The sequence below is a fragment of the Pseudomonas sp. Irchel 3E13 genome (assembly GCF_900187455.1).
In the GTDB taxonomy this organism is placed as follows: domain Bacteria; phylum Pseudomonadota; class Gammaproteobacteria; order Pseudomonadales; family Pseudomonadaceae; genus Aquipseudomonas.
Window position 1 is genome coordinate 161,067 of sequence record NZ_FYDX01000003.1, and the last position, 22,776, is coordinate 183,842.

The window sequence follows — 22,776 nt, forward strand, 5'->3', positions numbered from 1 at the left end:
GCCTAATAAAAAGCCCCGCGGGTGCGGGGCTTCGGGGGTCAGTTGCGCTTGAGTCCGTAATGCTCGTCGAGCATGCCCGGTGTATTCGGCGCTTTGGGCGCGTAGTCACGCGGGACTTCGGTGTCCTTTGGCGGAGTCAGGCGATCACGCGGACCTTGTGGCGCGTCGGAGTGCAGGGCAGCCAGCAGGCGCTGACGGGTCAGTTCATCCAGTGCCAGGCGGTTGGCGCCATCGGCCAGGTGATCCTGCACTTCCTGGTAGCTTTGGGTAAGTTTCTTGACCAGAGCCGCGGTGCTGTTGAAGTGGGTCACCACTTCATTCTGGTAGCTGTCGAAGCGTTCCTGGATATCGTCCAACTGCCGCTGGGTGCTGCTCGGTGCGGCATTGGGCAGAAGGCGGGCAACCAGGAAACCAACGACGACACCCACTGCCAGGGCCAGGGTCGGCAACAACCAAACTAAGAGCGAGAGTTCCACGAGTCCTTCCTCTATAAACGGCTTTGCTTTACGTTAACGGCTCGGACCTGCGCTGTATACCGCGAAGCATCGCAAATATCTCAGAACAGAATCATTCAGCTAGACGAGTCGACCCTTGCCGGGGTCACGGAGTTTAATTCCTTGCTTACCCGCGAAACCCCCGTATTCATCGACGGCCCGGTCGGCCAACTGGAAGCGCTTTATCAGGAGGCGGCCGACGCCCCTGGCGCGGTGCTGATCTGCCACCCCAATCCGGTCCAGGGCGGAACCATGCTGAACAAGGTGGTTTCGACGCTGCAGCGTACCGCGCGGGACGCCGGGCTGATCACCCTGCGCTTCAATTATCGTGGCGTTGGTGCCAGCGAGGGCAGCCACGACATGAGCAGCGGTGAAGTGGATGATGCCCAGGCCGCCGCCGCCTGGCTGCGGGAAAAGCACCCGGACTTGTCGTTGACACTGCTCGGTTTCTCCTTCGGCGGTTTCGTCGCCGCTGCGCTCGGCGGCCGTCTGGAGGCCGAAGGTGCAGCGCTGAAGCAGTTGTTCATGATCGCACCCGCGGTGATGCGCCTGGGAGACAGCCATGCGATCCCGCAGCACTGCCCGCTGACCGTCATCCAGCCGGACGCCGACGAAGTGATCGAGCCTCGCGTCGTCTACGACTGGTCCGCTGAACTGCCGCGTCCCCATGAGCTGCTGAAAGTGGCAGAATGCGGACACTTTTTTCATGGCAAGCTGACCGACCTCAAGGATCTGGTGCTGCCGCGTCTTTCGAACTGAGCCAAGCCTGAATAAGCGATAACCCATGACTACGCGCATTCTCACCGGTATCACTACCACCGGCACCCCGCACCTGGGCAACTACGCCGGTGCCATCCGCCCGGCGATCCTCGCCAGCCAGCAGCCGGGTGCCGACTCGTTCTACTTCCTCGCCGACTACCACGCCCTGATCAAATGCGATGACCCGCAGCGCATCCAGCGCTCGCGTCTGGAAATCGCCGCGACCTGGCTGGCCGGTGGCCTGGACCCCGAGAAGGTGACCTTCTATCGCCAGTCCGACATTCCCGAGATTCCCGAGCTGACCTGGCTGCTGACCTGTGTCGCTGCCAAGGGCCTGCTCAACCGCGCGCATGCCTACAAGGCGTCGGTGGACAAGAACCTGGAAAACGGCGAAGACCCGGATGCCGGCGTGAGCATGGGCCTGTACAGCTATCCGGTGCTGATGGCTGCGGACATCCTGATGTTCAACGCGCACAAGGTGCCGGTGGGCCGTGACCAGATCCAGCACGTGGAAATGGCCCGGGATATCGGCCAGCGCTTCAACCACCTGTTCGGCCAGGGCAAGGACTTCTTCGTCCTGCCGGAAGCGGCGATCGAGGAAAGCGTGGCGACCCTGCCGGGCCTGGACGGTCGCAAGATGTCCAAGAGCTACGACAACACCATCCCGCTGTTCAGCAGCGCGAAGGACATGAAGGACGCGATCTCCCGCATCGTCACCGACTCCCGCGCGCCGGGTGAGGCGAAGGATCCGGACAATTCGCACCTGTTCACCCTCTATCAAGCCTTCTCCACGCCAGCACAGGCCGACGCCTTCCGCAGCGAGCTGCTGCAGGGCCTGGGCTGGGGCGATGCCAAGCAGCAACTGTTCCAGTTGCTCGACGGTCAACTGGGCGAAGCCCGCGAGCGTTACCACCAACTGATTACCCGCCCGGCGGACCTGGAGGACATCCTCCTGGCCGGCGCGCAGAAAGCCCGCAAGGTCGCGACCCCGTTCCTCGAGCAACTGCGTGAAGCGGTGGGCCTGCGCTCGTTCCGCGCCCTCGATCAGGGCCCGGCCGAAGTGAAGAAAAAGGCCGCGAAAGCCGCGCGTTTCGTCAGCTTCCGTGATGAAGACGGCAGCTTCCGCTTCCGCCTGCTGGGCGCTGATGGCGAGCAACTGCTGCTTTCCCGCAGCTTCGCCGATGGCAAGACCGCCGGTGCCGTGACCAAGCAACTGCAGCAAGGTCAGGCGCTGGACGTCCGTGAGGAAGGTTTGGGCTTCAGCCTGTGGCTGGAAGGCGAGAGCGTGGCCGATGGCCCGCAGTTCGACGATGCCGCGGCCCGTGACAGCGCCATCGAAGCTCTGCGCGCGGCGCTGGCGCCTCAACAGGACTGACGGCTTATCGGAAGTCTGATTGCCATTACCCGGGGCCGTCGCTACAGTGACGGCCCGCTTTTGTTGCCTTGCTAACGAATTATGACGCCCCTAGAACGATATCAAGCAGATCTGAAACGTCCCGATTTCTTCCATGACGCGGCCCAGGAAACGGCAGTGCGCCATTTGCAGCGCCTGTACGACGATTTGATCGCGGCGCAGAACAGCAAGCCGGGCGTGTTCGGCAAACTGTTCGGCAAGAAAGAGCAGGTGCCGGTCAAGGGCTTGTACTTCTGGGGTGGCGTTGGCCGGGGCAAGACTTATCTGGTCGACACCTTCTTTGAAGCGCTGCCATTCAAGGAAAAGTCCCGCACGCACTTCCACCGCTTCATGAAGCGGGTCCACGAGGAAATGAAAGGGCTCAAGGGTGAGAAGAACCCGCTGACCCTGATTGCCAAGCGTTTCTCCGACGAAGCGCGGGTCATCTGCTTCGATGAATTCTTCGTCTCCGACATCACCGACGCCATGATCCTTGGCACACTGATGGAAGAGCTGTTCAAGAACGGCGTGACCCTGGTGGCCACCTCCAACATCGTTCCGGACGGTCTGTACAAGGATGGCCTGCAGCGGGCGCGCTTCCTCCCGGCTATCGCCCTGATCAAGCAGAACACCGAGATCGTCAACGTCGACAGCGGCGTGGACTATCGTCTGCGCCACCTGGAACAGGCCGAACTGTTCCACTTCCCGCTGGACGAAGCTGCCCACGAAAGCCTGCGCAAGAGCTTCCGCGCGCTGACGCCGGAATGCACCCAGGCAGTGGAAAACGATGTGCTGATCATCGAAAACCGCGAAATCCGCGCTCTGCGCACCTGCGACGACGTGGCCTGGTTCGAATTCCGCGAACTGTGCGACGGCCCGCGCAGCCAGAACGACTACATCGAGCTGGGCAAGATCTTCCATGCGGTGTTGTTGAGCGGTGTGGAGCAGATGGGTGTGGCGACCGACGATATCGCGCGGCGCTTCATCAACATGGTCGACGAATTCTATGACCGCAACGTCAAGCTGATCATCTCGGCGGAAGTGGAATTGAAGGACCTGTACACCGGCGGACGCCTGACGTTCGAATTCCAGCGCACCCTGAGCCGCCTGCTGGAAATGCAATCCCACGAATTCCTGGCTCGCGCGCACAAGCCTTAAAAGCAGCTACTAGCGGTAAGCGACAAGTCGAGCGCGCGCTCTTCTTGTAGCTTGCCGCTTGCCGCTTTCAACTGCCGTCAAGCTTCCTGCATGAACTGCTGCCGATACTGATTCGGCGACAGCGCGGTGTGCTGCCTGAAGAGTCGTGCGAAGAAGCTGGCATCGTCGTAGCCGACTTCGTAGCTGATGGTCTTGATGCTCTTGCGTGTGCCGGACAGCAACCCTTTTGCCGTTTCGATCCGCAGCCGTTGCAGGTAGTGCAGCGGCTTGTCGCCCGTGGCGCTCTGGAACCGGCGCATGAAGTTGCGGATGCTCATGCCGTGGTTGCGGGCTACATCCTCAAAGCGGAACTTGTCGGCGAAGTGCTCTTCGAGCCAGTGCTGGATCTGCAGGATGATCACGTCCTGATGCAACTTCTGCCCGCCGAAGCCCATGCGGCCCGGGGTGTAGTTGCGTTGCACTTCATAGAGGATGTCGCGGGCAACGGCCTGGGCGACATTGGCGCCGCAGAAACGCTCGATCAAGTAGATATAGAGGTCGCAGGCCGATGTGGTGCCTGCGGCGCAGTAGAGATTGTCGGCGTCGGTCAGGTGCTTGTCCTGATTCAGCTGGACCTTGGGGAAGCGCTCGGCGAACTGGTTGAAGAAGCGCCAGTAGGTGGTTGCTTCCTTGCCATCCAGCAGGCCGGCTTCGGCCAGCCAGAACACGCCGCTGGCCTCGCCACAGAGCACTGCTCCACGGGCATGCTGCTCGCGTAGCCAGGGCAGAATCTGGGGGTAACGCTCGCAGAGCGAGGAGAAATCCTCCCAGAAGGCGGGAAGGATGATCACGTCGGCTTCTTCCAGGCCGCCGTCGACCGGCACCTGGACGTCGCTGAAGCTGTTGACCGGCTCGCCGTCAGGGCTCACCAGGCGGGTCTCGAACATGGGTTGGAGACTCAGGCCCAGTTGCTTGGCGTAGCGCAGGCTGGCCAGATGGAAAAAGTCCTTGGCCTGCATCAGGGTCGAAGCGAAGACTTTGTCGATGGCCAGGATGCTGACGCGGCGCAGGGGCGCGTTGGGTTGGGTAAACATCATGTTCTTTATTCTTATAGGGGAGAGTGGTCAATCACCGGCTGGATCGTCTTATTTTTTGGCGATTGTGTCCAGTCTCGCGTCCCTGTGTTGTGTACACGTTCTTCAAACATTGCCCAGGGCGCAGGCAAAGGCCTGGGAATCGCTCGCCAGAGCGCGGTTTCCGCAAAATCAGGTTGATATTTTCCCGGTAATCTGGATAATCCTGCTGCTCTTTCTTCGGTGGAAGTGATGCCCCGCCGTCGAACGGAATCCCTGCCGTATATTGGACGCGCTGACCCGAGCCCCCGATAGCGTTCGTATGCGGCTGCCTTTGACCTTGTCAAAGTAAGCACTATTCAGTAAGATTTGCCGTCTTATTTTCGCAGGGCGGCCCCTGAGGCTTATAAAGAATGAAAACTTTTACTGCTAAACCGGAAACAGTAAAACGCGAGTGGTTCGTCGTTGATGCTGCTGGTCAGACCCTGGGTCGTCTGGCCACTGAAATCGCGAGCCGTCTGCGTGGCAAGCACAAACCTGAATACACCCCTCACGTTGACACCGGCGACTACATCGTCGTAATCAACGCCGAGCAGGTACGTGTTACTGGTGCCAAGAGTTCGGACAAAATGTACTACTCCCACTCCGGTTTCCCGGGCGGCATCAAGGAAATCAGCTTCGAGAAGCTGATTGCCAAGGCCCCTGAGCGTGTGATCGAGACCGCGGTCAAAGGCATGCTGCCTAAGAACCCGCTGGGTCGTGACATGTACCGTAAGCTGAAAGTCTATGCGGGCGCTGCTCACCCTCATACTGCTCAGCAGCCCCAAGAACTGAAGATTTAACGGAATAGTTCATTATGTCGGCGACTCAAAATTACGGCACTGGCCGTCGCAAGACTGCAACCGCACGCGTTTTCCTGCGTCCGGGCACTGGCAACATCTCCATCAACAACCGTTCTCTGGACGTGTTCTTCGGTCGTGAAACCGCGCGCATGGTCGTTCGCCAGCCGCTGGAACTGACTGAAACCACCCAGAAGTTCGACATCTACGTCACCGTTATCGGTGGTGGTGTCAGCGGTCAAGCCGGTGCTATCCGTCACGGTATCACTCGCGCTCTGATGGACTACGACGAGTCCCTGCGTGGCGCTCTGCGCCGTGCTGGCTTCGTTACCCGCGACGCTCGTGAAGTCGAGCGTAAGAAAGTGGGTCTGCGTAAAGCACGTAAGCGTCCACAGTACTCGAAGCGTTAATTCGCCCGAGTTTCAAAAAAAGCCCGGTTCCAGGTGGAACCGGGCTTTTTTTATGTCTTGAATAATGGGGGTTGATCATCCGTGTGACAACTTGCCGCATAGACGCAGGTCAAGGCCAGCACGGGATGCAGGCCTTTGGCCAGGGTAATAACCTTGTCAGGCATGGGTCTTTTCTTTACCATGCGGCAAATTTTTAGCGGTTCGGAAGTTACTTAGTAGATGCCTGTTTCAACAGGCCACAAAGCTGATGGGAGAGGACTGAATGAGCAATGACGGCGTCAACGCAGGCCGGCGTCGCTTCCTGGTAGCAGCCACGTCTGTAGTGGGTGCAGCAGGAGCGGTGGGGGCTGCGGTCCCGTTCGTAGGGTCATGGTTCCCCAGTGCCAAGGCGAAAGCTGCCGGTGCACCGGTGAAGGTCAATATTGCCAAGGTGGAGCCTGGGCAGCAGTTGGTGGCCGAATGGCGTGGCCAGCCGGTTTTCATTGTCCGTCGCACTGAAGAGATCCTCGGTAACCTCAAGAAGATCACTGGCGACCTTTCCGATCCGGAGTCCAAGGCGTCGGTCCAGCCGACTTACGTTGACCCATCGAACCGCTCGATCAAGCCGGAGATCCTCGTGCTGGTTGGCCTGTGCACCCACTTGGGCTGCTCGCCGACTTTCCGTCCGGAAGTGGCGCCCGTCGACCTCGGGCCCAAATGGGTGGGTGGCTATTTCTGCCCATGCCACGGTTCTCACTACGACCTCGCCGGCCGCGTCTACAAGTCCCAGCCTGCGCCGCTCAATCTACCGGTGCCACCGCATTCGTACGAGTCGGATGAGATCATCATCGTCGGCATCGATCAGGAGAAAGCGTGATGAGTAAGTTCATGGAATGGGTTGACGCCCGCTTCCCCGCCACCAAGATGTGGGAAGACCATCTGAGCAAGTATTACGCTCCGAAGAACTTCAACTTCCTGTATTTCTTCGGCTCCCTGGCGCTGCTGGTCCTGGTCAACCAGATCGTTACCGGTGTCTGGCTGACCATGAGCTTTACCCCTTCGGCCGAAGAGGCGTTCGCCTCGGTCGAATACATCATGCGTGACGTCGAGTACGGCTGGATCCTGCGCTACCTGCACTCTACCGGTGCGTCGGCGTTCTTCATCGTCGTCTACCTGCACATGTTCCGCGGCCTGCTGTACGGTTCCTACCAGAAGCCACGCGAGCTGGTGTGGATCTTCGGCATGCTGATCTACCTGGCGCTGATGGCGGAAGCCTTCATGGGTTACCTGCTGCCTTGGGGCCAGATGTCCTACTGGGGTGCCCAGGTGATCATCTCGCTGTTCGGTGCCATCCCTGTGATCGGCGATGACCTGACGCAGTGGATCCGCGGTGACTACCTGATTTCGGGCATTACCCTGAACCGCTTCTTTGCGCTGCACGTGATCGCACTGCCAATCGTGATCCTCGGCCTGGTGGTTCTGCACATCCTGGCGTTGCACGAAGTGGGTTCGAACAACCCTGATGGTGTCGACATCAAGAAGAAAAAAGACGAGAACGGCATTCCGCTGGACGGCATTCCATTCCACCCTTACTACACCGTGAAAGACATCGCCGGTGTTGTGGTCTTCCTGTTCGTGTTCTGTGCCGTGGTGTTCTTCTTCCCGGAAATGGGCGGTTACTTCCTGGAGAAACCGAACTTCGAACAGGCCAACGCCTTCAAGACGCCTGAGCACATTGCGCCGGTTTGGTACTTCACGCCGTTCTACGCAATTTTGCGGGCGATTCCAGACAAGCTCATGGGTGTCATTGCCATGGGTGCTGCGATCGCGGTGCTGTTCGTCCTGCCCTGGCTGGACCGCAGTCCGGTTCGCTCCATGCGCTACAAAGGCTGGCTGAGCAAAGTGTGGCTGCTGGTGTTCTGCATCTCCTTCGTGATTCTGGGTGTGCTGGGTGTGCTGGCACCAACCCCGGGCCGTACGCTGTTGTCGCAGGTATGTACCTTCCTGTATTTCGCCTACTTCATTCTGATGCCGTTCTACACCAGGCTTGAGAAGACCAAACCGGTTCCGGAAAGGGTGACTGGCTGATGAAAAAGCTATTTGCAGTATTGATGCTGGCAGTGATGCCGACCCTGACCTTCGCTGCCGGTGGGCATGAAGTCGAACTGGACAAGGTCAATATCGACCTGACCGACAAGGCCGCCATGCAGGACGGTGCCCGTACCTTTGCCAACTATTGCATGGGTTGCCACAGCGCCAAGTTCCAGCGCTATGAGCGTGTTGCTGATGACCTCGGCATTCCGCATGAGATCATGCTCGAGAAGCTGGTCCTCACCGGTGCCAAGATCGGTGATCACATGAATGTCGGCATGCAGCCGAACGACGCGAAGACCTGGTTCGGTGCGGCGCCGCCCGACCTGACCCTGGTTGCCCGTGTTCGTGGTACTGACTGGCTGTACAGCTACCTGCGGGCGTTCTACGAAGATCCATCGCGCCCATGGGGTGTGAACAACAAGATCTTCCCGAACGTCGGCATGCCGAACGTGCTGGTTGGTCTGCAGGGTCGTCAGGTCGTGGGTTGCAAGCAGATCCAGACCGTCGTCGAAGGCAAGAAGCAATTCGACCCGCTGACCGGTGCTCCTCTGACCCATGAAGCATGTGATCAGCTGACCATCGTGCCGAAATCCGGTACCCTGACCGACGAGCAGTTCGACGAGAAGGTCAAGAACCTGGTGACCTTCCTGGCCTATTCGGCCAACCCGGTCAAACTGGAAAGTCAGCGCATCGGTACTTACGTGCTGCTGTACCTGGCCTTCTTCTTCGTATTCGCCTACCTGCTCAAGCGCGAATACTGGAAGGACGTGCACTGATCACGCAGTAATTTCTGGTAGTTGAACGCGCGCCCTGGGGCGCCTCCGGAATACGGAGGTGGCCGCAGGGCGCGTTTGCATTTGTATCTTTATTATTCCAACACGCGAGGAGGACCCATATGGGCGTGACCAACCGGTTAGCCTGCTACTCCGACCCCGCTGATCACTATTCTCATCGGGTGCGCATCGTTCTCGCCGAGAAGGGTGTCAGCGTCGAAATCATCAACGTCGCGGCGGGAAATCAGCCGGCCAAACTGCTTGAGGCCAATCCGTACGGCACGCTGCCGACCCTGGTCGATCGCGATCTGGCGTTGTACGAATCGACGGTCGTAATGGAATACCTCGATGAGCGTTATCCCCATCCGCCGCTGTTGCCGGTGTATCCGGTAGCGAGGGCGAACAGCCGGTTGTTGATTCACCGTATCCAGCGTGACTGGTGCTCGCTGGTGGACCTGATCCTCGATGCTCGCAGCAAGGATGCGGCCCGCGTCCAGGCGCGCAAGGAGTTGCGCGAGAGCCTCACGGGTGTGTCCCCGCTATTCGGGGACAAGCCATGTTTCCTGAGTGAGGATCAAAGTCTGGTGGATTGCTGTCTACTGCCCATACTGTGGCGTTTGCCGATACTGGGTATCGAGCTGCCACGGCAGGCCAAGCCGTTGCTGGACTATATGGAGCGGCAGTTTGCCCGCGAAGCTTTCCAGGCAAGCCTGTCCTCTACAGAACGAGAAATGCGCAAGCTTTAAGGAGCTGTTGATGAACTCCAGTCGCCCCTACCTGGTGCGTGCACTGTATGAGTGGATCGTGGACAACGATTGCACGCCTCACATCCTGGTGAATGCCGAATACCCGGCCGTCCAGGTTCCCCAAGGTTTCGCCAGCGACGGTCAGATTGTTCTGAACGTATCGCCCAGTGCTGTGCGCAGCTTGCACATGGACAATGACGCGGTGAGTTTCGAAGGCCGGTTTGGTGGTGTTGCGCACAGCTTGTTCGTGCCCATCAGTGCCATTCTCGGAATCTATGCTCGTGAGAACGGCCAAGGCATGGTCTTCGAGCTGGAGCCGCCGGTGATTGATGATGAAGATGATGTCGAGCCGGATGACGACGGTCCGCCGGACGGTGGACAGCCGCCTCGCCCGAGTGGTCGGCCAAGTCTGAAAGTAGTGAAATGAAAAAAGGCGACCTTAGGGTCGCCTTTTTGCTGCAGAGCGTTCGTTGTTCAGTCGATGTATTCGAACAGCTTGACGATCTTCTGCACGCCGGACACACCCTGGACCAGGTTGGTGGCACGGCCGGCTTCCGCCTGGGTCAGCAGGCCCAGCAGGTAAACGATGCCGTTCTCGGTGATGATCTTGATCCGCGAGCCAGGAATACTGGCGTCGGTAAGCATCTGGGTCTTGATCTTGGTGGTCAGCCAGGCGTCGTTGTTGCGGGCGAGCAGGGAGGAGGGCTGTAGCACCTGCAACTCGTTGTGCACCTTCTTGACCTTCTGCACCTGACTCGCGGCCTGTTCGGCCAAGCTCTTCAGGTCGGCACGGGGTGTCTGGCCGGCGAGCAGGACGACGCCGTTGAAGCTGCTGACGACGATGTGTGAGTTCTGGTCCAGGTCAGGGCTGGCCTTGGCGACGTTGACCGCCACCTTGGTTTCGATCAGTGAGTCGTCGATTTTGCTGCCGAGGGTGCGGGTGCCGCGGTCGTCCTCGATCGGAGACTCACGGCTGGCATTGATCACCGAGCTGCAGCCGGTCAGGCTCAGGCACAGGGTCAGGGCCATCAGGCCGAGGCGATTTGGGGTCATTCTTCACTCCCGAACAGTTGGCTGTCGATCAGGTCGCAGAGGCAGTGGATCGCCAGCAGGTGGACTTCCTGGATACGTGCGGTGACGTTGGCCGGTACGCGGATTTCGACGTCTTCAGGCAGCAATAGCGAAGCCATTCCACCGCCATCGCGTCCGGTCAAAGCTACGACAATCATTTCGCGATCATGTGCGGCCTGGATCGCCTGAATTATGTTCGCCGAGTTGCCGCTGGTGGAAATGGCCAGCAGTACGTCGCCCGGCTGCCCGAGCGCGCGGATCTGCTTGGAGAATATTTCGTTGTAGCTGTAGTCGTTTGCGATCGAGGTGATGGTCGAGCTGTCGGTGGTCAAGGCGATGGCCGGCAGGCTCGGGCGCTCGCGCTCGAAGCGGTTGAGCAGCTCGGAGGAAAAGTGCTGTGCGTCGCCGGCCGATCCGCCATTGCCGCAAGCGAGCATCTTGCCCTCGTTCAGCAAGGCATTGACCATGATCTGGCTGGCTTGCTCAATGTGGGGTGCAAGGACTTCCATGGCCTGTTGCTTGGTGTTGATGCTGGCCTGGAAGAGCTGGCGAATTCGGGATTGCATGTCCATCAGTGTGACCTTAAATGGGGCTGGCCGGGCGGGGATTGAGAGGCTCCCGGCACATGACTGTGCAGCCCGCGAAGCAAAGAGCAAAAAGTTGAATAGGTAAAGGCGCGTTCGTCGCAGTGGAGTCAGCTGTCGAAGGCATTTTGCAGCCAGTCGAGCGGTTGTCCTGAATGACCGCTCCCTTGCAGGGCGATCACATCGAAACGGCAGGGGTGACTGGCCCAGCGTGATTCCTCTTGCAGGAAATGCTGCGCGGCGAGCGTCAGTTTTTCCTGCTTGCGGGCATCGATGCTGCCGAGGGCGCCGCCAAAGCCTGCGTGCAGGCGATAACGAACTTCGACGAATACTACTGTATCGCGGTCGAGCATGACCAGATCAAGCTCGCCGCGTTTGCATCGCCAGTTTCGCGTCAGAAGCGAAAGGCCCTGGGTTAGAAGGTAATCCAGGGCCTGTTGCTCGGCCGCCATTCCGGCGGCCTGGCGCGAAGGTGTGGGCATCAACGAGGCGTATCAGGCAGGCGTTTGACCTGGCCACCGGAGAACTCGGCCCACGGCAGTTGCCGCTCGATGCGCTGTGACGGGTTCATGCTCAAGCTGCCGGAGAGGCCTTCGATGCGGTTATCCGGCAGGGCCTTCAGCTGGGTGAGGCGTGGCGCCAGGCTGTAGGCGTCGACACCCATGGCGTACAGCCGACCCAGGCTGCCAGCTGCTTGTGGCCACTGGCGAACCACCTGCTGACGCAGGCCGTTGCTGCTGTCGAGCAGCCATGGCGTTTCGCAGAAGCGAATGCCGGTCATGTCGTTGTACTGGTTGACGTCGCCACTGGCGCTGTAGACGTTGGAGGTCGCATAGACCGGCACGTCGCCGGCGTATTGGAAGTTCAGCGTCGGCTTGATCTGCTGGGCCTGCTGCGGCGTTGCGGCGAGGAAGATGAAGTCGATGTCCTGGCGACGCGACGGTTGTGCGGAAATGTTGCCGCCAACGGTGCTCTGCAGGCTCTTGGCGCGGCCTTCGCTCTGGCGCAGTTGGAACAGATCAGCGATCTGCTGGGCCAGTGCGACCGGTTGTGCGACGCGTTCGGCAGCCAGCAGGGTGCCGCCTTTGGCTTCCCAGTCCTGGCGGAATGCCTTGAGTACGCGATCGCCCCATTCGCCGCTCGGGACCAGTGCTACGGCACGGCGCATGCCGTCGGCGTAGGCGCGACGGGACACTTCGCGCGCTTCGTCTTCGGCGGCGAGGCCGAACTGGAACAGCTGTGGCGGGGTGCCCTGGCCGGAATCGCTGTAGTTCAGCGCCAGCGTGGTGATCGGCAGTTGCGGGTAGCTGGCGAGTTGCTTGACCAGCGGTTTTTCCAGCGGACCAACCACCAGTTGCACGCCGGCGGCCTGTGCCTGGCGGTAGAAATCGTCGAGGGAGGTCAGGCGAGAGCTGTCGAAAACCTGGATGGCGGGCGGGTTCTGTCCCGCCTGCTGGGCCTGGAAATGTGCGGCCATGAAGCCGTCACGCAGGGCCCGGGCAACACCGGCCAGTTGGCCTTCCTGTGGCAGCAGCAGGGCGATCTTGGTCAGCGGCTGGCTGGTCAGGCTTTTGAGTTTGACCAGTGGCGATGGCAGTTGCAGTGCGGCTGGGTGATCGGGGTGTTGTGCTTTCCAGGTGTCGATGGCGGCTTGCTGTTGTTCAAGCGTGCCTGCGCTTTTGACTGCCAGGGCCAGGCTGGTCCAGCCGGCAAGGGTGTCGCTGCCCGCGCTCTGCAGTTGCTCTGCGGGCAGTGCCGAGACCAGGCTCCAGATGGCGTCATTGTTGGCGTTGGCGGCATTGCCACTCAACAGGGGCGCCAAGGCAATGCGTTCCTGTGCAGCGGCAAGGGCCTGGCCGTCGGCTTCGAACGCCGCAGCGTGCACGCTGCGGGTGCGGGCCTGCTGGTCTTGCGGCAGCTCGTTCAGTCGCGCCAGGCTCGGGTGGCTCAGGGCGGTCAGCGCGGCCTTGGGTTGGTTGCGGCTCAGTGCCAGTTCGGCGGCCAGGGTGCTGGCGAAAACCTGCTGGGCCGGTTTCAGCGAATCCAGTTGGACCTGCTCGAGAATCCGGGCGGCACGCGCAGTGTCTTTTTGCCGGTAAGCCTGATCGGCGGCGCTCAGTCGCAGCAGCGCAGCTTTCTCTGGCGTCTTGCTGGCGGCGGCCTGTTCGAGCAGTTGCTCGATGCTGGCGTCCGGAGTGCGCGGCAGGTCGCCCAGGCTGGACGAAGGCGAACTGGCGCAGGCTGCCAGCAGGGTAGCGAGGCAGAGGGCTGAGAACAGCCGCAGGCATGCGATCATGTAAGGGTCCTGTTACTCGATCAAATTAACCTGCGATTGTACCCAAGCGCTGGCCCCGGCGCGATCTTGCTGGCGTGAATCCTTCGATACAAGTCGTAGCACGGGGTTGTCGGCAGTGTGGGGAGGCATTGTTTTCGGCGATCACGCTACAATGGCGGCTTTATCCAGATGACAGGTATGTGCTGTGACCGATGCTCCAGGTGTTTCCAACCCCGCCGCCGGAACCCTTTATGTGGTGGCCACGCCAATCGGAAACCTGGATGACATCAGTGCCCGTGCGCTGAAGGTGCTGGGCGAGGTCGCGCTGATCGCTGCCGAGGACACCCGGCACTCGATCCGCCTGCTGCAACATTTCGGTATCAATACGCCTCTCGCGGCCTGTCACGAGCACAATGAGCGTGATGAGGGCAGCCGTTTCCTGACCCGGCTACTGGCGGGTGACAACGTTGCGCTGATCTCCGATGCGGGAACGCCACTGATCTCCGATCCGGGTTATCACTTGGTGCGCCAGGCGCGTGCGGCAGGTGTCGATGTGGTGCCGGTGCCCGGTGCCTGCGCATTGATCGCCGCACTTTCTGCGGCCGGCCTGCCCTCGGACCGCTTCATCTTCGAAGGTTTCCTGCCTGCCAAGGCCGTTGGGCGACAGGCTCGCCTGAACTTGCTCAAGGAAGAGCCGCGCACACTGATTTTCTATGAGGCACCACATCGGATCCTCGAATGCCTGCAGGACATGGAAGCGATTTTCGGTGCTGAGCGCCCGGCGGTGCTGGGGCGTGAGTTGACCAAGACGTTCGAGACCCTCAAGGGGCTGCCTTTGGCGCAGTTGCGAGCGTTTGTCGAGGGAGACAGCAATCAGCAGCGTGGGGAGTGCGTAGTTCTGGTTGCAGGCTGGACGGCTCCGGAAGACGAAGAGGCCGTCAGTAGTGAAGTATTGCGCGTACTTGATTTGTTGTTGGCCGAGATGCCGCTCAAGCGAGCTGCTGCATTGGCTGCGGAAATTACCGGTGTGCGCAAGAATGTTTTGTATCAAGTCGCGCTGGAAAAACAGAAAAACAAGTGATGTCACTGTGACATTATTTGTATTGTTCACTTGTTCTCGGATCGCTCTCCCGTTACTCTTTGCGGCGGAGAGTCGATTGGACAGTCGCTGCCTTCTTTTGTTCCGCAAAAGAGGGGGGAGGAAAGTCCGGGCTCCATAGGGCAGAGTGCCAGGTAATGCCTGGGGGGCGCGAGCCTACGGAAAGTGCCACAGAAAATAACCGCCTAAGCACTTCGGTGACGGTAAGGGTGAAAAGGTGCGGTAAGAGCGCACCGCACGTCTGGTAACAGTTCGTGGCTAGGTAAACCCCACTCGGAGCAAGACCAAATAGGGTTCCATATGGCGCGGCCCGCGTTGGAACCGGGTAGGTTGCTAAAGACGTCCAGTGATGGCCGTCGTAGAGGAATGACTGTCCTCGACAGAACCCGGCTTACAGATCGACTCTCCACCTCTTTCCCTCCCTGCTTGATTCGATAGCAGATGCGCTCTGGTAATACCGAAAAAGTCTTACTCTTAATAAATCACTTTAACTTCGCACTCTATTCATTTGAGTGAATTTGCATTTCGTCCTCGAAAACCCCTCCGAATTACCCTGTTGTCTGTCCTTGTTACGCTAAATCGCCGATCTGTAAGGGTTTTCCTTATATGCGCGCCTTGACGGTGCGGTAGGCGGATTCCTATAGTGTGCGCAAGTGGCAGAAAGTGGCATGAAGTGGGTTTTCAGACACCAAAAAGCTAACAATTAGGGAATCGCAGCCGTGTTCCGCGGAGCAAACGCCATCAACCTCGACGCCAAGGGCCGTCTCGCGATGCCGAGCCGGTACCGTGACGAGCTTGAATCGCGTAGCTCGGGACAGTTGATTGTGACGATCGATGCGGTTGACCCCTGCTTGTGTGTGTATCCGCTCGATGAGTGGGAACTGATAGAAGCCAAGTTGCGCGCCTTGCCGTCGTTACGCGAAGAGAACCGTCGCCTGCAGCGTTTGCTGATTGGCAATGCGGTGGATCTGGAGCTCGACGGCAGCGGCCGTTTTCTCGTTCCGCCGCGTTTGCGCGAATACGCCAAGCTCGACAAGCGGGCGATGCTGGTGGGGCAACTGAACAAATTCCAACTGTGGGACGAGGATGCCTGGAACGCTGTTTCCGCAGCGGATCTGGCAGCCATTCAACAACCGGGCGCCATGCCTGATGAACTGCGTGATTTGATCCTGTGACTATAGATAGCGGCTTTAACCACATCACTGTGCTACTGGACGAAGCCGTAGAGGCTCTCGCCGTGCGCGCCGATGGTTGCTATCTCGATGGTACCTTCGGGCGTGGCGGTCACAGCCGACTGATTCTCAAACACCTTGGGCCTGATGGCCGTTTGCTGGGTTTCGACAAGGACCCTCAAGCGATTGCCACCGGGCAAGCGCTGGCGGCCGAAGACGGCCGCTTTGTCATTGTGCAGCGCAGCTTTGCCGAGCTGGGTTCGGAAGTGGCCGAGCGCGGCCTCTCGGACAAGGTCAGCGGTGTGCTGTTCGATCTGGGCGTGTCCTCGCCGCAACTCGATGACCCGGAGCGGGGCTTCAGCTTCCTCAACGATGGCCCGCTGGACATGCGTATGGACCCGTCCCGGGGTGTCAGCGCCGCCGACTTCATCGCTTCCGCGCCTGAAGAAGAAATTGCCCGGGTATTCAAGGAATACGGCGAAGAGCGTTTCGCCAGGCGCATGGCCCGCGCCGTAGTCCTGCGCCGTGCGGAACAACCCTTCACCCGCACCGCCGACCTGGCCGAAGTGCTGAAGGTCGCCAATCCCGCCTGGGAGAAAGGCAAGAACCCGGCAACTCGGGCGTTCCAGGGGCTGCGCATCCATGTAAACAATGAGCTGGGCGACCTTGAAGTCGGTTTGCAGGCTGCACTCGATGCCCTGGAGATCGGTGGTCGTCTGGTGGTGATCAGCTTCCACTCCCTGGAAGACCGCATCGTCAAACTGTTCATGCGCAAGCTGGCCAAGGGCGAGGCGGACAACCTGCCGCGCAACCTGCCGGTTCAGCACAAACCGTTCGAGCCGAAGATCAGGACCATCGGCAAGGCACAGTTTGCTTCCGACGCTGAACTCAAGGCCAATCCGCGGTCGCGCAGCGCCGTCATGCGTGTGGCGGAGAAGCTGCGGTGAGCAGGCTATATGCCAAGCCTTTGCCCGGCGGGAGCTTCCTGATGCTCCTGCTGTTCATTGGCGTGCTCGTTTCCTCGGTCGCGGTGTCCTACAGCGCCCACTGGAACCGGCAACTGCTCAATACCCTGTACGGCGAGCTCAACGAGCGCGACAAAGCACAGGCCGAGTGGGGCCGTCTGATTCTTGAACAAAGCACCTGGACCGCCCATAGCCGCATCGAAACCCTGGCCAGTGAGCAACTGAAAATGCGCATCCCTGCCGCAGATGAAGTGCGGATGGTGGCGCCATGATGAAGCTCGAGGGCGCTCTCTACCCCTGGCGCTTCCGGGTAGTGCTCGGTTTGCTGGCGTTGATGGTCGGTGCCATCGCTTGGCAGATCATCGACTTGCAGGTAGTCGACCGTGACTTCCTGAAAAGCCAGGGCGATGCCCGCAGCATGCGGCACATCCCCATTCCTGCGCACCGTGGCCTGATTACCGACCGCAACGGCGAGCCTTTGGCTGTCAGTACCCCGGTGACCACCTTGTGGGCCAACCCCAAGGAAATGCAGGCTGCCAAGGATCGCTGGCCAGCGTTGGCCGTTGCCATCAACCAGAATCCGAAGCAACTGGCCGAGCGTCTCGAGCAACAGGCCAATAAAGAATTCATTTACCTGGTCCGTGGCCTGACCCCGGAGCAGGGCCAGGTCGTACTCGACCTGAAGGTTCCTGGTGTCTATGGCATCGAGGAATTCCGTCGTTTCTACCCCGCAGGGGATGTCGCGGCTCACATGGTTGGCTTTACCGACCTTGATGACCATGGTCGCGAAGGGGTCGAGCTGGCCTACGATGAGTGGCTGGCCGGCGTGCCCGGCAAGCGGCAAGTCATCAAGGACCGACGCGGTCGCTTGATCAAGGATGTCCAGGTCACCAAAAACGCCAAGGCCGGAAAGACCTTGGCGTTGTCGATCGATCTGCGCCTGCAATACCTGGCGACCCGCGAACTGCGCAACGCGATTGCCGAGCAGGAAGCCAAGGCCGGCAGCCTGGTGATCATGGACGTGAAAACCGGCGAAGTGCTGGCCATGGTCAACCAGCCGACTTACAACCCGAACAACCGTCGCAGCATGTTCCCGGCAGCGATGCGTAACCGCGCCATCATCGACGTGTTCGAGCCAGGTTCTACAGTGAAGCCGCTGTCCATGAGTGCTGCGCTTCAAAGCGGCCGCTGGAAGCCGACCGACAAGGTTGAAGTGTATCCGGGCACCCTCCAGTTGGGGCGCTACACCATTCGTGACGTTTCCAAGAGTGAAGGCCCGGTTCTCGACCTGACCGGCATTCTGATCAACTCCAGTAACGTGGGCATGTCCAAAGTCGCCTTCGATATCGGTGGCGAAGCGATCTACCGCGTCATGTCGCAACTCGGCCTGGGTCAGTACACCGGACTTGGTTTCCCGGGCGAGCGGGTCGGCAACCTGCCAAACCACCGCGAGTGGCGCAAGGCCGAAACCGCGACCCTGTCCTACGGCTACGGCCTGTCGGTTACCGCGCTGCAACTGGTGCATGCCTACGCGGCCTTGGCCAACGACGGCAAGATGGTTCCGCTGAGCATTCTGAAAACGGACAAGGCGCCGGAAGAAACCCAGGTGGTGCCGAAAGAGACTGCCGAGACCATTCAGCAAATGTTGCAACAGGTTATCGAGGCGCCGCGAGGCGTTTTCCGCGCTCAGGTGCCGTCGTACCACGTTGCCGGCAAGAGTGGTACTGCGCGTAAGGCGACCATCGGTTCGAAGGGCTACACCGAAAACGCCTACCGCTCGCTGTTCGCAGGCTTCGGCCCGATGAGTGACCCGCGCTACGCCGTGGTCGTGGTGATCGACGAGCCGAGCAAAGGCGGTTACTTCGGTGGCCTTGTATCCGCGCCGGTCTTCAGCAAGGTCATGTCTGGCACCCTGCGTCTGATGAACGTGCCGCCAGATAACCTGCCCGCCCCGACACCTCAGCAGCAAGCCGATGCTGCGTCCGCCAAAGGAGGGCGTGGTTGATGACGATGCCATTGAGTAAATTGTTCGCCAACGCCAGCAGCGATCCCCTGATTCGCGAACTGACCCTGGACAGCCGCAACGTGCGGGCAGGTGACCTGTTCCTGGCGGTGCCCGGGGCCAAGGTCGATGGTCGCGACCATATCGCCGATGCGTTGAAGCGCGGTGCAGCCGCCGTGGCTTATGAAGTGCAAGGTGCTACGGTCCTGCCGATCACCAGCGTGCCGCTGATCCCGGTAAAGGGCCTGATTGCTCAGTTGTCGGAAATCGCCGGTCGCTTCTATGGTGAGCCGAGCCGTTTGCTGGATCTGGTTGGTGTCACCGGCACCAACGGCAAGACCAGCGTCACGCAACTGGTCGCCCAGGCGCTGGACCTGCTGGGTCAGCACTGCGGCCTGATCGGTACGTTGGGCACTGGCTTCTACGGCGCACTGGAAAGCGGTCGTCTGACCACGCCTGATCCGCTGGCCGTGCAGGCGACCTTGAATAACCTGAAAAAGGCCGGGGCTCGCGCCGTGGCCATGGAAGTTTCGTCTCACGCGCTGGAGCAAGGCCGAGTGGCTGCTTTGGCGTTCGACATCGTCGTGATGACCAACCTGTCCCGCGATCACCTCGATTATCACGGCACCATGGAAGCCTATAAAGCCGCCAAGGCGCGCTTGTTCTCCTGGCCGAACCTGCGCTGCCGGGTGGTCAATCTGGATGACGATTTCGGTCGCGAACTGGCCGGCCAGCAAGGCGAATCCCGCCTGATCAGCTACAGCCTCAAGGATCCCGCCGCAACCTTGTATTGCCGCGAAGCCACCTTCGATGACGACGGCGTACGTGCGGTGCTGGTGACGCCACAAGGCGAGCACATGCTGCGCAGCCGTCTGCTCGGTCGCTTCAACCTGAGCAATATGCTGGCCGCTGTCGGCACCTTGCTGGCGATGGAGCATCCGCTCGACGAAATTCTCAAGGTCACCGCCAAGCTGGAAGGCCCGATCGGCCGGATGCAGCGCCTTGGCGGCGGCAGCAAACCGCTGGTCGTGGTCGATTACGCACACACGCCCGATGCCCTGGAAAAAGTGCTCGAGGCCCTGCGCCCTCACGCTCAAGGCAAGTTGACCTGCCTGTTCGGTTGCGGCGGTGATCGTGATCGTGGCAAACGCCCGCTGATGGCCGAGATGGCCGAGCGCCTGGCGGACCGGGTGATCGTCACTGATGACAATCCGCGTACTGAAGATCCGCTGGTGATTTTCGACGACATTCGTCCTGGCTTGACCAACCCTGAGTCCGCCACCTTTATCTCCGGTCGCGGTGAGGCAATTGCTGGTGCCATCGCATCGGCTGCTGCGGACGACGTCATTGTCCTCGCTGGCAAAGGGCATGAGGACTATCAGGAAATCAACGGCCAGCGGCATGACTTCTCCGACCTGGTTGAAGCCGAAAAAGCGCTGGCAGTCTGGGAGGCCTCTCATGCTTGAGCCACTTTCCCTCACCCAGTTGATCGAACCGCTGAAGGGGCGCCTGGTGGGCGCTGATGCGCGTTTCGACGGTGTCAGCATCGACAGCCGCAAGATCGACGCGGGGCAACTGTTCGTCGCGCTGGCGGGGCCGCGCTTCGACGGGCATGACTATCTGAATGAAGTCGCCGCCAGAGGCGCCGTCGCGGCGCTGGTCGAGCGGGAAGTCGCCGGCGCGAGCCTGCCGCAACTGGTTGTGGCCGATACCCGCCTGGCGCTGGGCCAACTGGCTGCGCTGAACCGTCGTGCATTCAAGCAGCCTGTAGCCGCAATCACCGGTTCCAGCGGCAAGACCACGGTCAAGGAAATGCTTGCCAGCATCCTGCGCACTCGTGGCCCGGTCCTGGCGACCCGCGGCAACCTGAATAACGATCTCGGCGCGCCGCTGACCTTGCTCGAACTGGCGCCCGAGCACACCGCCGCGGTGATCGAACTGGGCGCTTCGCGTATCGGCGAAATCGCCTACACCGTGGGCCTGACCCGTCCGAGCGTGGCGTTGATCAACAACGCGGGCACTGCTCATGTCGGTGAGTTCGGTGGGCCGGAGAAGATTGTCGAAGCCAAGGGCGAGATTCTCGAAGGGCTTGGAGAGGACGGCGTCGCGGTATTGAACCTCGACGACAAAGCCTTTGGCATATGGAAACAGCGCACAGGTAAACATGCGGTATTGAGTTTTGCGCTGAACAACCCGGCTGCCGATTTCCATGCCAGCGATATCGGCAACGACGAGCGCGGTTGCCCGGCCTTCGTGCTGCACGGCCCGCAAGGCCATGTGTCGATCCAGCTCAACCTGCTGGGTACTCACAACATCAGCAACGCACTCGCCGCCGCAGCCGCCGCCCATGCCTTCGGCCTGACGCTGGACGGTATCGCGCAGGGCCTGAACACGGTGCAGCCGGTCAAAGGGCGCACGGTGGTGCAGATGACCGACACGGGCACCCGGGTCATCGATGACACTTACAACGCAAACCCCACCTCGATGTGCGCGGCCGTTGATATACTTGCCGGCTTTTCCGGTCGCACCGTCCTGGTGCTCGGGGATATCGGCGAGTTGGGCCAGTGGGCAGAAGAGGGCCATCGTCAGGTTGGGGAATACGCCAAAGACAAGGTTTCCGCGCTGTATGCCGTAGGTCCGATGATGGCCCACGCGGTCAAGGCGTTTGGCAAGAATGCCCGCCATTTCGCAAGTCAAGCTGACCTGATCGACGCCATTCGCGGCGAGCAGGCCACTAACACCACTATTTTGATCAAGGGTTCGCGCAGCGCTGCGATGGAGAACGTCGTGGCGGCTTTGTGCGGTTCCAGCGGGGAGAAACATTAATGCTGCTGCTGTTGGCCGAGTACCTGCAACAGTTCTACAAAGGCTTCGCGGTCTTTCAGTACCTGTCCCTGCGCGGGATTCTGGGGGTACTGACTGCGCTGTCGCTGGCCCTTTGGCTGGGCCCGTGGATGATCCGCACCCTGCAGATCCGCCAGATCGGTCAGTCGGTCCGTAACGACGGCCCGCAATCGCACCTGTCCAAGTCCGGTACGCCGACCATGGGTGGCGCACTGATCCTTTCCGCCATCGGCGTCAGCACGCTGCTCTGGGCTGACCTGAGCAACCGCTACGTCTGGGTCGTGCTGATCGTCACGCTGTTGTTCGGCGCCATCGGCTGGGTCGACGACTACCGCAAGGTCATCGAGAAGAACTCCCGTGGCCTGCCGAGCCGCTGGAAGTATTTCTGGCAGTCGGTGTTCGGTCTCGGCGCCGCGATCTTCCTTTACATGACCGCACCGACCAGCGTGGAAACCACCCTGATCGTGCCGATGCTCAAGGATGTCACCATCCCGCTGGGCGTCGGCTTCGTGGTCCTGACCTACTTCGTGATTGTCGGTTCGAGCAACGCGGTCAACCTGACTGACGGCCTCGACGGCCTGGCCATCCTGCCGACCGTACTGGTGGGCGGCGCCCTGGGTATCTTCTGCTACCTGTCGGGTAACGTGAAATTCGCCGAATACCTGCTGATTCCTTACGTGCCGGGCGCGGGCGAGCTGATCGTGTTCTGCGGCGCGCTGATCGGTGCCGGCCTCGGCTTCCTCTGGTTCAACACCTATCCGGCACAAGTCTTCATGGGTGACGTCGGCGCGCTGGCACTGGGTGCGGCGCTGGGCACCATCGCCGTGATCGTTCGCCAGGAAATCGTCCTGTTCATCATGGGCGGCGTGTTCGTCATGGAAACCCTGTCGGTCGTCATCCAGGTCGCTTCGTTCAAGCTGACCGGCAAGCGGGTGTTCCGCATGGCGCCGATTCACCACCACTTTGAACTCAAGGGCTGGCCCGAGCCGCGCGTGATCGTCCGCTTCTGGATCATCACCGTGGTGCTGGTGCTGATTGGCCTTGCCACCCTGAAACTGAGGTAGAGC

The 22,776-nt window shown here is 60.4% G+C and carries 24 protein-coding genes and 1 other RNA gene; 19 read left to right on the top strand and 6 right to left on the bottom strand.

Annotated features, from left to right (window positions below; all coding sequences use genetic code 11):
- Positions 1 to 38 precede the first annotated feature (38 nt).
- On the bottom strand, positions 39 to 476 hold the full coding sequence (locus CKW37_RS05525) for a YhcB family protein (RefSeq protein WP_095154622.1): 438 nt from the start codon (positions 474 to 476) through the stop codon (positions 39 to 41).
- Positions 477 to 617: 141 nt separating this feature from the next.
- Between CKW37_RS05525 and CKW37_RS05530 the strand changes: the two genes are divergently transcribed.
- The 3 genes from CKW37_RS05530 (at position 618) to zapE (ending at position 3,804) form a co-directional block, all read left to right on the top strand.
- Positions 618 to 1,253, top strand: coding sequence for an alpha/beta hydrolase (locus CKW37_RS05530; RefSeq protein WP_095154624.1), 636 nt, complete (start codon positions 618 to 620; stop codon positions 1,251 to 1,253).
- 25 nt (positions 1,254 to 1,278) lie between these two features.
- The gene (locus CKW37_RS05535; RefSeq protein WP_095154626.1) at positions 1,279 to 2,628 is read left to right on the top strand and encodes a tryptophan--tRNA ligase; all 1,350 of its coding nucleotides are present in this window, start codon (positions 1,279 to 1,281) and stop codon (positions 2,626 to 2,628) included.
- Between the two features lie 81 nt (positions 2,629 to 2,709).
- Entirely contained in the window at positions 2,710 to 3,804 is a 1,095-nt protein-coding gene (gene zapE, locus CKW37_RS05540; protein ID WP_095154627.1) for a cell division protein ZapE, read from the top strand.
- Between the two features lie 77 nt (positions 3,805 to 3,881).
- Here zapE and CKW37_RS05545 read toward each other — a convergent pair whose 3' ends face one another.
- Positions 3,882 to 4,778, bottom strand: coding sequence for a GlxA family transcriptional regulator (locus tag CKW37_RS05545; protein WP_175652472.1), 897 nt, complete (start codon positions 4,776 to 4,778; stop codon positions 3,882 to 3,884).
- A 491-nt stretch (positions 4,779 to 5,269) separates the two neighbouring features.
- Between CKW37_RS05545 and rplM the strand changes: the two genes are divergently transcribed.
- The 7 genes from rplM (at position 5,270) to CKW37_RS05580 (ending at position 10,124) form a co-directional block, all read left to right on the top strand.
- A complete protein-coding gene (gene rplM / locus CKW37_RS05550; protein WP_095154629.1) occupies positions 5,270 to 5,698 on the top strand; it encodes a 50S ribosomal protein L13 in 429 nt (142 codons plus the stop codon).
- Positions 5,699 to 5,712: 14 nt separating this feature from the next.
- Positions 5,713 to 6,105 carry a 30S ribosomal protein S9 gene (rpsI, locus tag CKW37_RS05555; protein ID WP_095154631.1) on the top strand — a complete coding sequence of 131 codons (393 nt, stop codon included), beginning with the start codon at positions 5,713 to 5,715 and terminating at the stop codon, positions 6,103 to 6,105.
- A 262-nt stretch (positions 6,106 to 6,367) separates the two neighbouring features.
- Positions 6,368 to 6,961 carry a ubiquinol-cytochrome c reductase iron-sulfur subunit gene (gene petA / locus CKW37_RS05560; RefSeq protein ID WP_095154633.1) on the top strand — a complete coding sequence of 198 codons (594 nt, stop codon included), beginning with the start codon at positions 6,368 to 6,370 and terminating at the stop codon, positions 6,959 to 6,961.
- Positions 6,961 to 8,172: a cytochrome bc complex cytochrome b subunit gene (locus tag CKW37_RS05565; protein ID WP_095154635.1), complete on the top strand. Its 1,212-nt coding sequence runs from the start codon at positions 6,961 to 6,963 to the stop codon at positions 8,170 to 8,172. Before petA ends, CKW37_RS05565 begins: the two co-directional genes overlap by 1 nt.
- Entirely contained in the window at positions 8,172 to 8,954 is a 783-nt protein-coding gene (locus tag CKW37_RS05570; protein WP_095154637.1) for a cytochrome c1, read from the top strand. Before CKW37_RS05565 ends, CKW37_RS05570 begins: the two co-directional genes overlap by 1 nt.
- A gap of 119 nt (positions 8,955 to 9,073) precedes the next feature.
- Positions 9,074 to 9,697, top strand: coding sequence for a glutathione S-transferase N-terminal domain-containing protein (locus tag CKW37_RS05575; protein WP_095154639.1), 624 nt, complete (start codon positions 9,074 to 9,076; stop codon positions 9,695 to 9,697).
- 10 nt (positions 9,698 to 9,707) lie between these two features.
- Positions 9,708 to 10,124: a ClpXP protease specificity-enhancing factor gene (locus CKW37_RS05580; RefSeq protein ID WP_095154641.1), complete on the top strand. Its 417-nt coding sequence runs from the start codon at positions 9,708 to 9,710 to the stop codon at positions 10,122 to 10,124.
- Positions 10,125 to 10,171: 47 nt separating this feature from the next.
- On the opposite strand, the gene CKW37_RS05585 is transcribed toward CKW37_RS05580, so the two are convergent.
- From CKW37_RS05585 to CKW37_RS05600, 4 genes are all read right to left on the bottom strand, one after another.
- A complete protein-coding gene (locus CKW37_RS05585; RefSeq protein WP_095154643.1) occupies positions 10,172 to 10,750 on the bottom strand; it encodes a BON domain-containing protein in 579 nt (192 codons plus the stop codon).
- Positions 10,747 to 11,340, bottom strand: coding sequence for a phosphoheptose isomerase (locus CKW37_RS05590; RefSeq protein WP_095154645.1), 594 nt, complete (start codon positions 11,338 to 11,340; stop codon positions 10,747 to 10,749). Before CKW37_RS05590 ends, CKW37_RS05585 begins: the two co-directional genes overlap by 4 nt.
- A gap of 122 nt (positions 11,341 to 11,462) precedes the next feature.
- Positions 11,463 to 11,834, bottom strand: a complete 372-nt coding sequence (locus tag CKW37_RS05595) for a YraN family protein (RefSeq protein WP_095154647.1) — start codon at positions 11,832 to 11,834, stop codon at positions 11,463 to 11,465.
- The gene (locus tag CKW37_RS05600) at positions 11,834 to 13,648 is read right to left on the bottom strand and encodes a penicillin-binding protein activator (RefSeq protein ID WP_095154649.1); all 1,815 of its coding nucleotides are present in this window, start codon (positions 13,646 to 13,648) and stop codon (positions 11,834 to 11,836) included. Before CKW37_RS05600 ends, CKW37_RS05595 begins: the two co-directional genes overlap by 1 nt.
- 184 nt (positions 13,649 to 13,832) lie before the next feature.
- Between CKW37_RS05600 and rsmI the strand changes: the two genes are divergently transcribed.
- The 9 genes from rsmI (at position 13,833) to mraY (ending at position 22,773) form a co-directional block, all read left to right on the top strand.
- Positions 13,833 to 14,708 carry a 16S rRNA (cytidine(1402)-2'-O)-methyltransferase gene (rsmI, locus tag CKW37_RS05605; RefSeq protein ID WP_095154651.1) on the top strand — a complete coding sequence of 292 codons (876 nt, stop codon included), beginning with the start codon at positions 13,833 to 13,835 and terminating at the stop codon, positions 14,706 to 14,708.
- A 68-nt stretch (positions 14,709 to 14,776) separates the two neighbouring features.
- Positions 14,777 to 15,136: RNase P RNA component class A (gene rnpB, locus CKW37_RS05610), an RNA gene on the top strand.
- Between the two features lie 309 nt (positions 15,137 to 15,445).
- Positions 15,446 to 15,901: a division/cell wall cluster transcriptional repressor MraZ gene (gene mraZ / locus CKW37_RS05615; protein WP_095154653.1), complete on the top strand. Its 456-nt coding sequence runs from the start codon at positions 15,446 to 15,448 to the stop codon at positions 15,899 to 15,901.
- Positions 15,898 to 16,845: a 16S rRNA (cytosine(1402)-N(4))-methyltransferase RsmH gene (gene rsmH, locus CKW37_RS05620; protein ID WP_371864270.1), complete on the top strand. Its 948-nt coding sequence runs from the start codon at positions 15,898 to 15,900 to the stop codon at positions 16,843 to 16,845. The genes mraZ and rsmH overlap by 4 nt, the downstream gene beginning before the upstream one ends.
- Positions 16,842 to 17,135 carry a cell division protein FtsL gene (ftsL, locus tag CKW37_RS05625; protein ID WP_095154655.1) on the top strand — a complete coding sequence of 98 codons (294 nt, stop codon included), beginning with the start codon at positions 16,842 to 16,844 and terminating at the stop codon, positions 17,133 to 17,135. Before rsmH ends, ftsL begins: the two co-directional genes overlap by 4 nt.
- Positions 17,135 to 18,868, top strand: a complete 1,734-nt coding sequence (locus CKW37_RS05630; RefSeq protein ID WP_177454402.1) for a penicillin-binding protein 2 — start codon at positions 17,135 to 17,137, stop codon at positions 18,866 to 18,868. Before ftsL ends, CKW37_RS05630 begins: the two co-directional genes overlap by 1 nt.
- Entirely contained in the window at positions 18,868 to 20,331 is a 1,464-nt protein-coding gene (locus tag CKW37_RS05635) for a UDP-N-acetylmuramoyl-L-alanyl-D-glutamate--2,6-diaminopimelate ligase (protein ID WP_095154658.1), read from the top strand. The genes CKW37_RS05630 and CKW37_RS05635 overlap by 1 nt, the downstream gene beginning before the upstream one ends.
- On the top strand, positions 20,324 to 21,691 hold the full coding sequence (murF, locus tag CKW37_RS05640) for a UDP-N-acetylmuramoyl-tripeptide--D-alanyl-D-alanine ligase (RefSeq protein ID WP_095154660.1): 1,368 nt from the start codon (positions 20,324 to 20,326) through the stop codon (positions 21,689 to 21,691). The genes CKW37_RS05635 and murF overlap by 8 nt, the downstream gene beginning before the upstream one ends.
- The gene (mraY, locus tag CKW37_RS05645) at positions 21,691 to 22,773 is read left to right on the top strand and encodes a phospho-N-acetylmuramoyl-pentapeptide-transferase (protein ID WP_095154662.1); all 1,083 of its coding nucleotides are present in this window, start codon (positions 21,691 to 21,693) and stop codon (positions 22,771 to 22,773) included. The genes murF and mraY overlap by 1 nt, the downstream gene beginning before the upstream one ends.
- Positions 22,774 to 22,776: the final 3 nt, after the last annotated feature.

What these genes read in the sequence shown, in the direction of transcription:
- CKW37_RS05535 (WP_095154626.1), top strand. Translation starts at nt 1,279, where the DNA reads ATGACTACGCGCATTCTCACCGGTATCACTACCACCGGCACCCCGCAC.
- zapE (WP_095154627.1), top strand. Translation starts at nt 2,710, where the DNA reads ATGACGCCCCTAGAACGATATCAAGCAGATCTGAAACGTCCCGATTTC.
- rplM (WP_095154629.1), top strand. Translation starts at nt 5,270, where the DNA reads ATGAAAACTTTTACTGCTAAACCGGAAACAGTAAAACGCGAGTGGTTC.
- rpsI (WP_095154631.1), top strand. Translation starts at nt 5,713, where the DNA reads ATGTCGGCGACTCAAAATTACGGCACTGGCCGTCGCAAGACTGCAACC.
- petA (WP_095154633.1), top strand. Translation starts at nt 6,368, where the DNA reads ATGAGCAATGACGGCGTCAACGCAGGCCGGCGTCGCTTCCTGGTAGCA.
- CKW37_RS05565 (WP_095154635.1), top strand. Translation starts at nt 6,961, where the DNA reads ATGAGTAAGTTCATGGAATGGGTTGACGCCCGCTTCCCCGCCACCAAG.
- CKW37_RS05570 (WP_095154637.1), top strand. Translation starts at nt 8,172, where the DNA reads ATGAAAAAGCTATTTGCAGTATTGATGCTGGCAGTGATGCCGACCCTG.
- CKW37_RS05575 (WP_095154639.1), top strand. Translation starts at nt 9,074, where the DNA reads ATGGGCGTGACCAACCGGTTAGCCTGCTACTCCGACCCCGCTGATCAC.
- CKW37_RS05580 (WP_095154641.1), top strand. Translation starts at nt 9,708, where the DNA reads ATGAACTCCAGTCGCCCCTACCTGGTGCGTGCACTGTATGAGTGGATC.
- CKW37_RS05585 (WP_095154643.1), bottom strand. Translation starts at nt 10,750, where the DNA reads ATGACCCCAAATCGCCTCGGCCTGATGGCCCTGACCCTGTGCCTGAGC.
- CKW37_RS05590 (WP_095154645.1), bottom strand. Translation starts at nt 11,340, where the DNA reads ATGGACATGCAATCCCGAATTCGCCAGCTCTTCCAGGCCAGCATCAAC.
- CKW37_RS05595 (WP_095154647.1), bottom strand. Translation starts at nt 11,834, where the DNA reads ATGCCCACACCTTCGCGCCAGGCCGCCGGAATGGCGGCCGAGCAACAG.
- CKW37_RS05600 (WP_095154649.1), bottom strand. Translation starts at nt 13,648, where the DNA reads ATGATCGCATGCCTGCGGCTGTTCTCAGCCCTCTGCCTCGCTACCCTG.
- CKW37_RS05630 (WP_177454402.1), top strand. Translation starts at nt 17,135, where the DNA reads ATGAAGCTCGAGGGCGCTCTCTACCCCTGGCGCTTCCGGGTAGTGCTC.
- CKW37_RS05635 (WP_095154658.1), top strand. Translation starts at nt 18,868, where the DNA reads ATGACGATGCCATTGAGTAAATTGTTCGCCAACGCCAGCAGCGATCCC.
- murF (WP_095154660.1), top strand. Translation starts at nt 20,324, where the DNA reads ATGCTTGAGCCACTTTCCCTCACCCAGTTGATCGAACCGCTGAAGGGG.
- mraY (WP_095154662.1), top strand. Translation starts at nt 21,691, where the DNA reads ATGCTGCTGCTGTTGGCCGAGTACCTGCAACAGTTCTACAAAGGCTTC.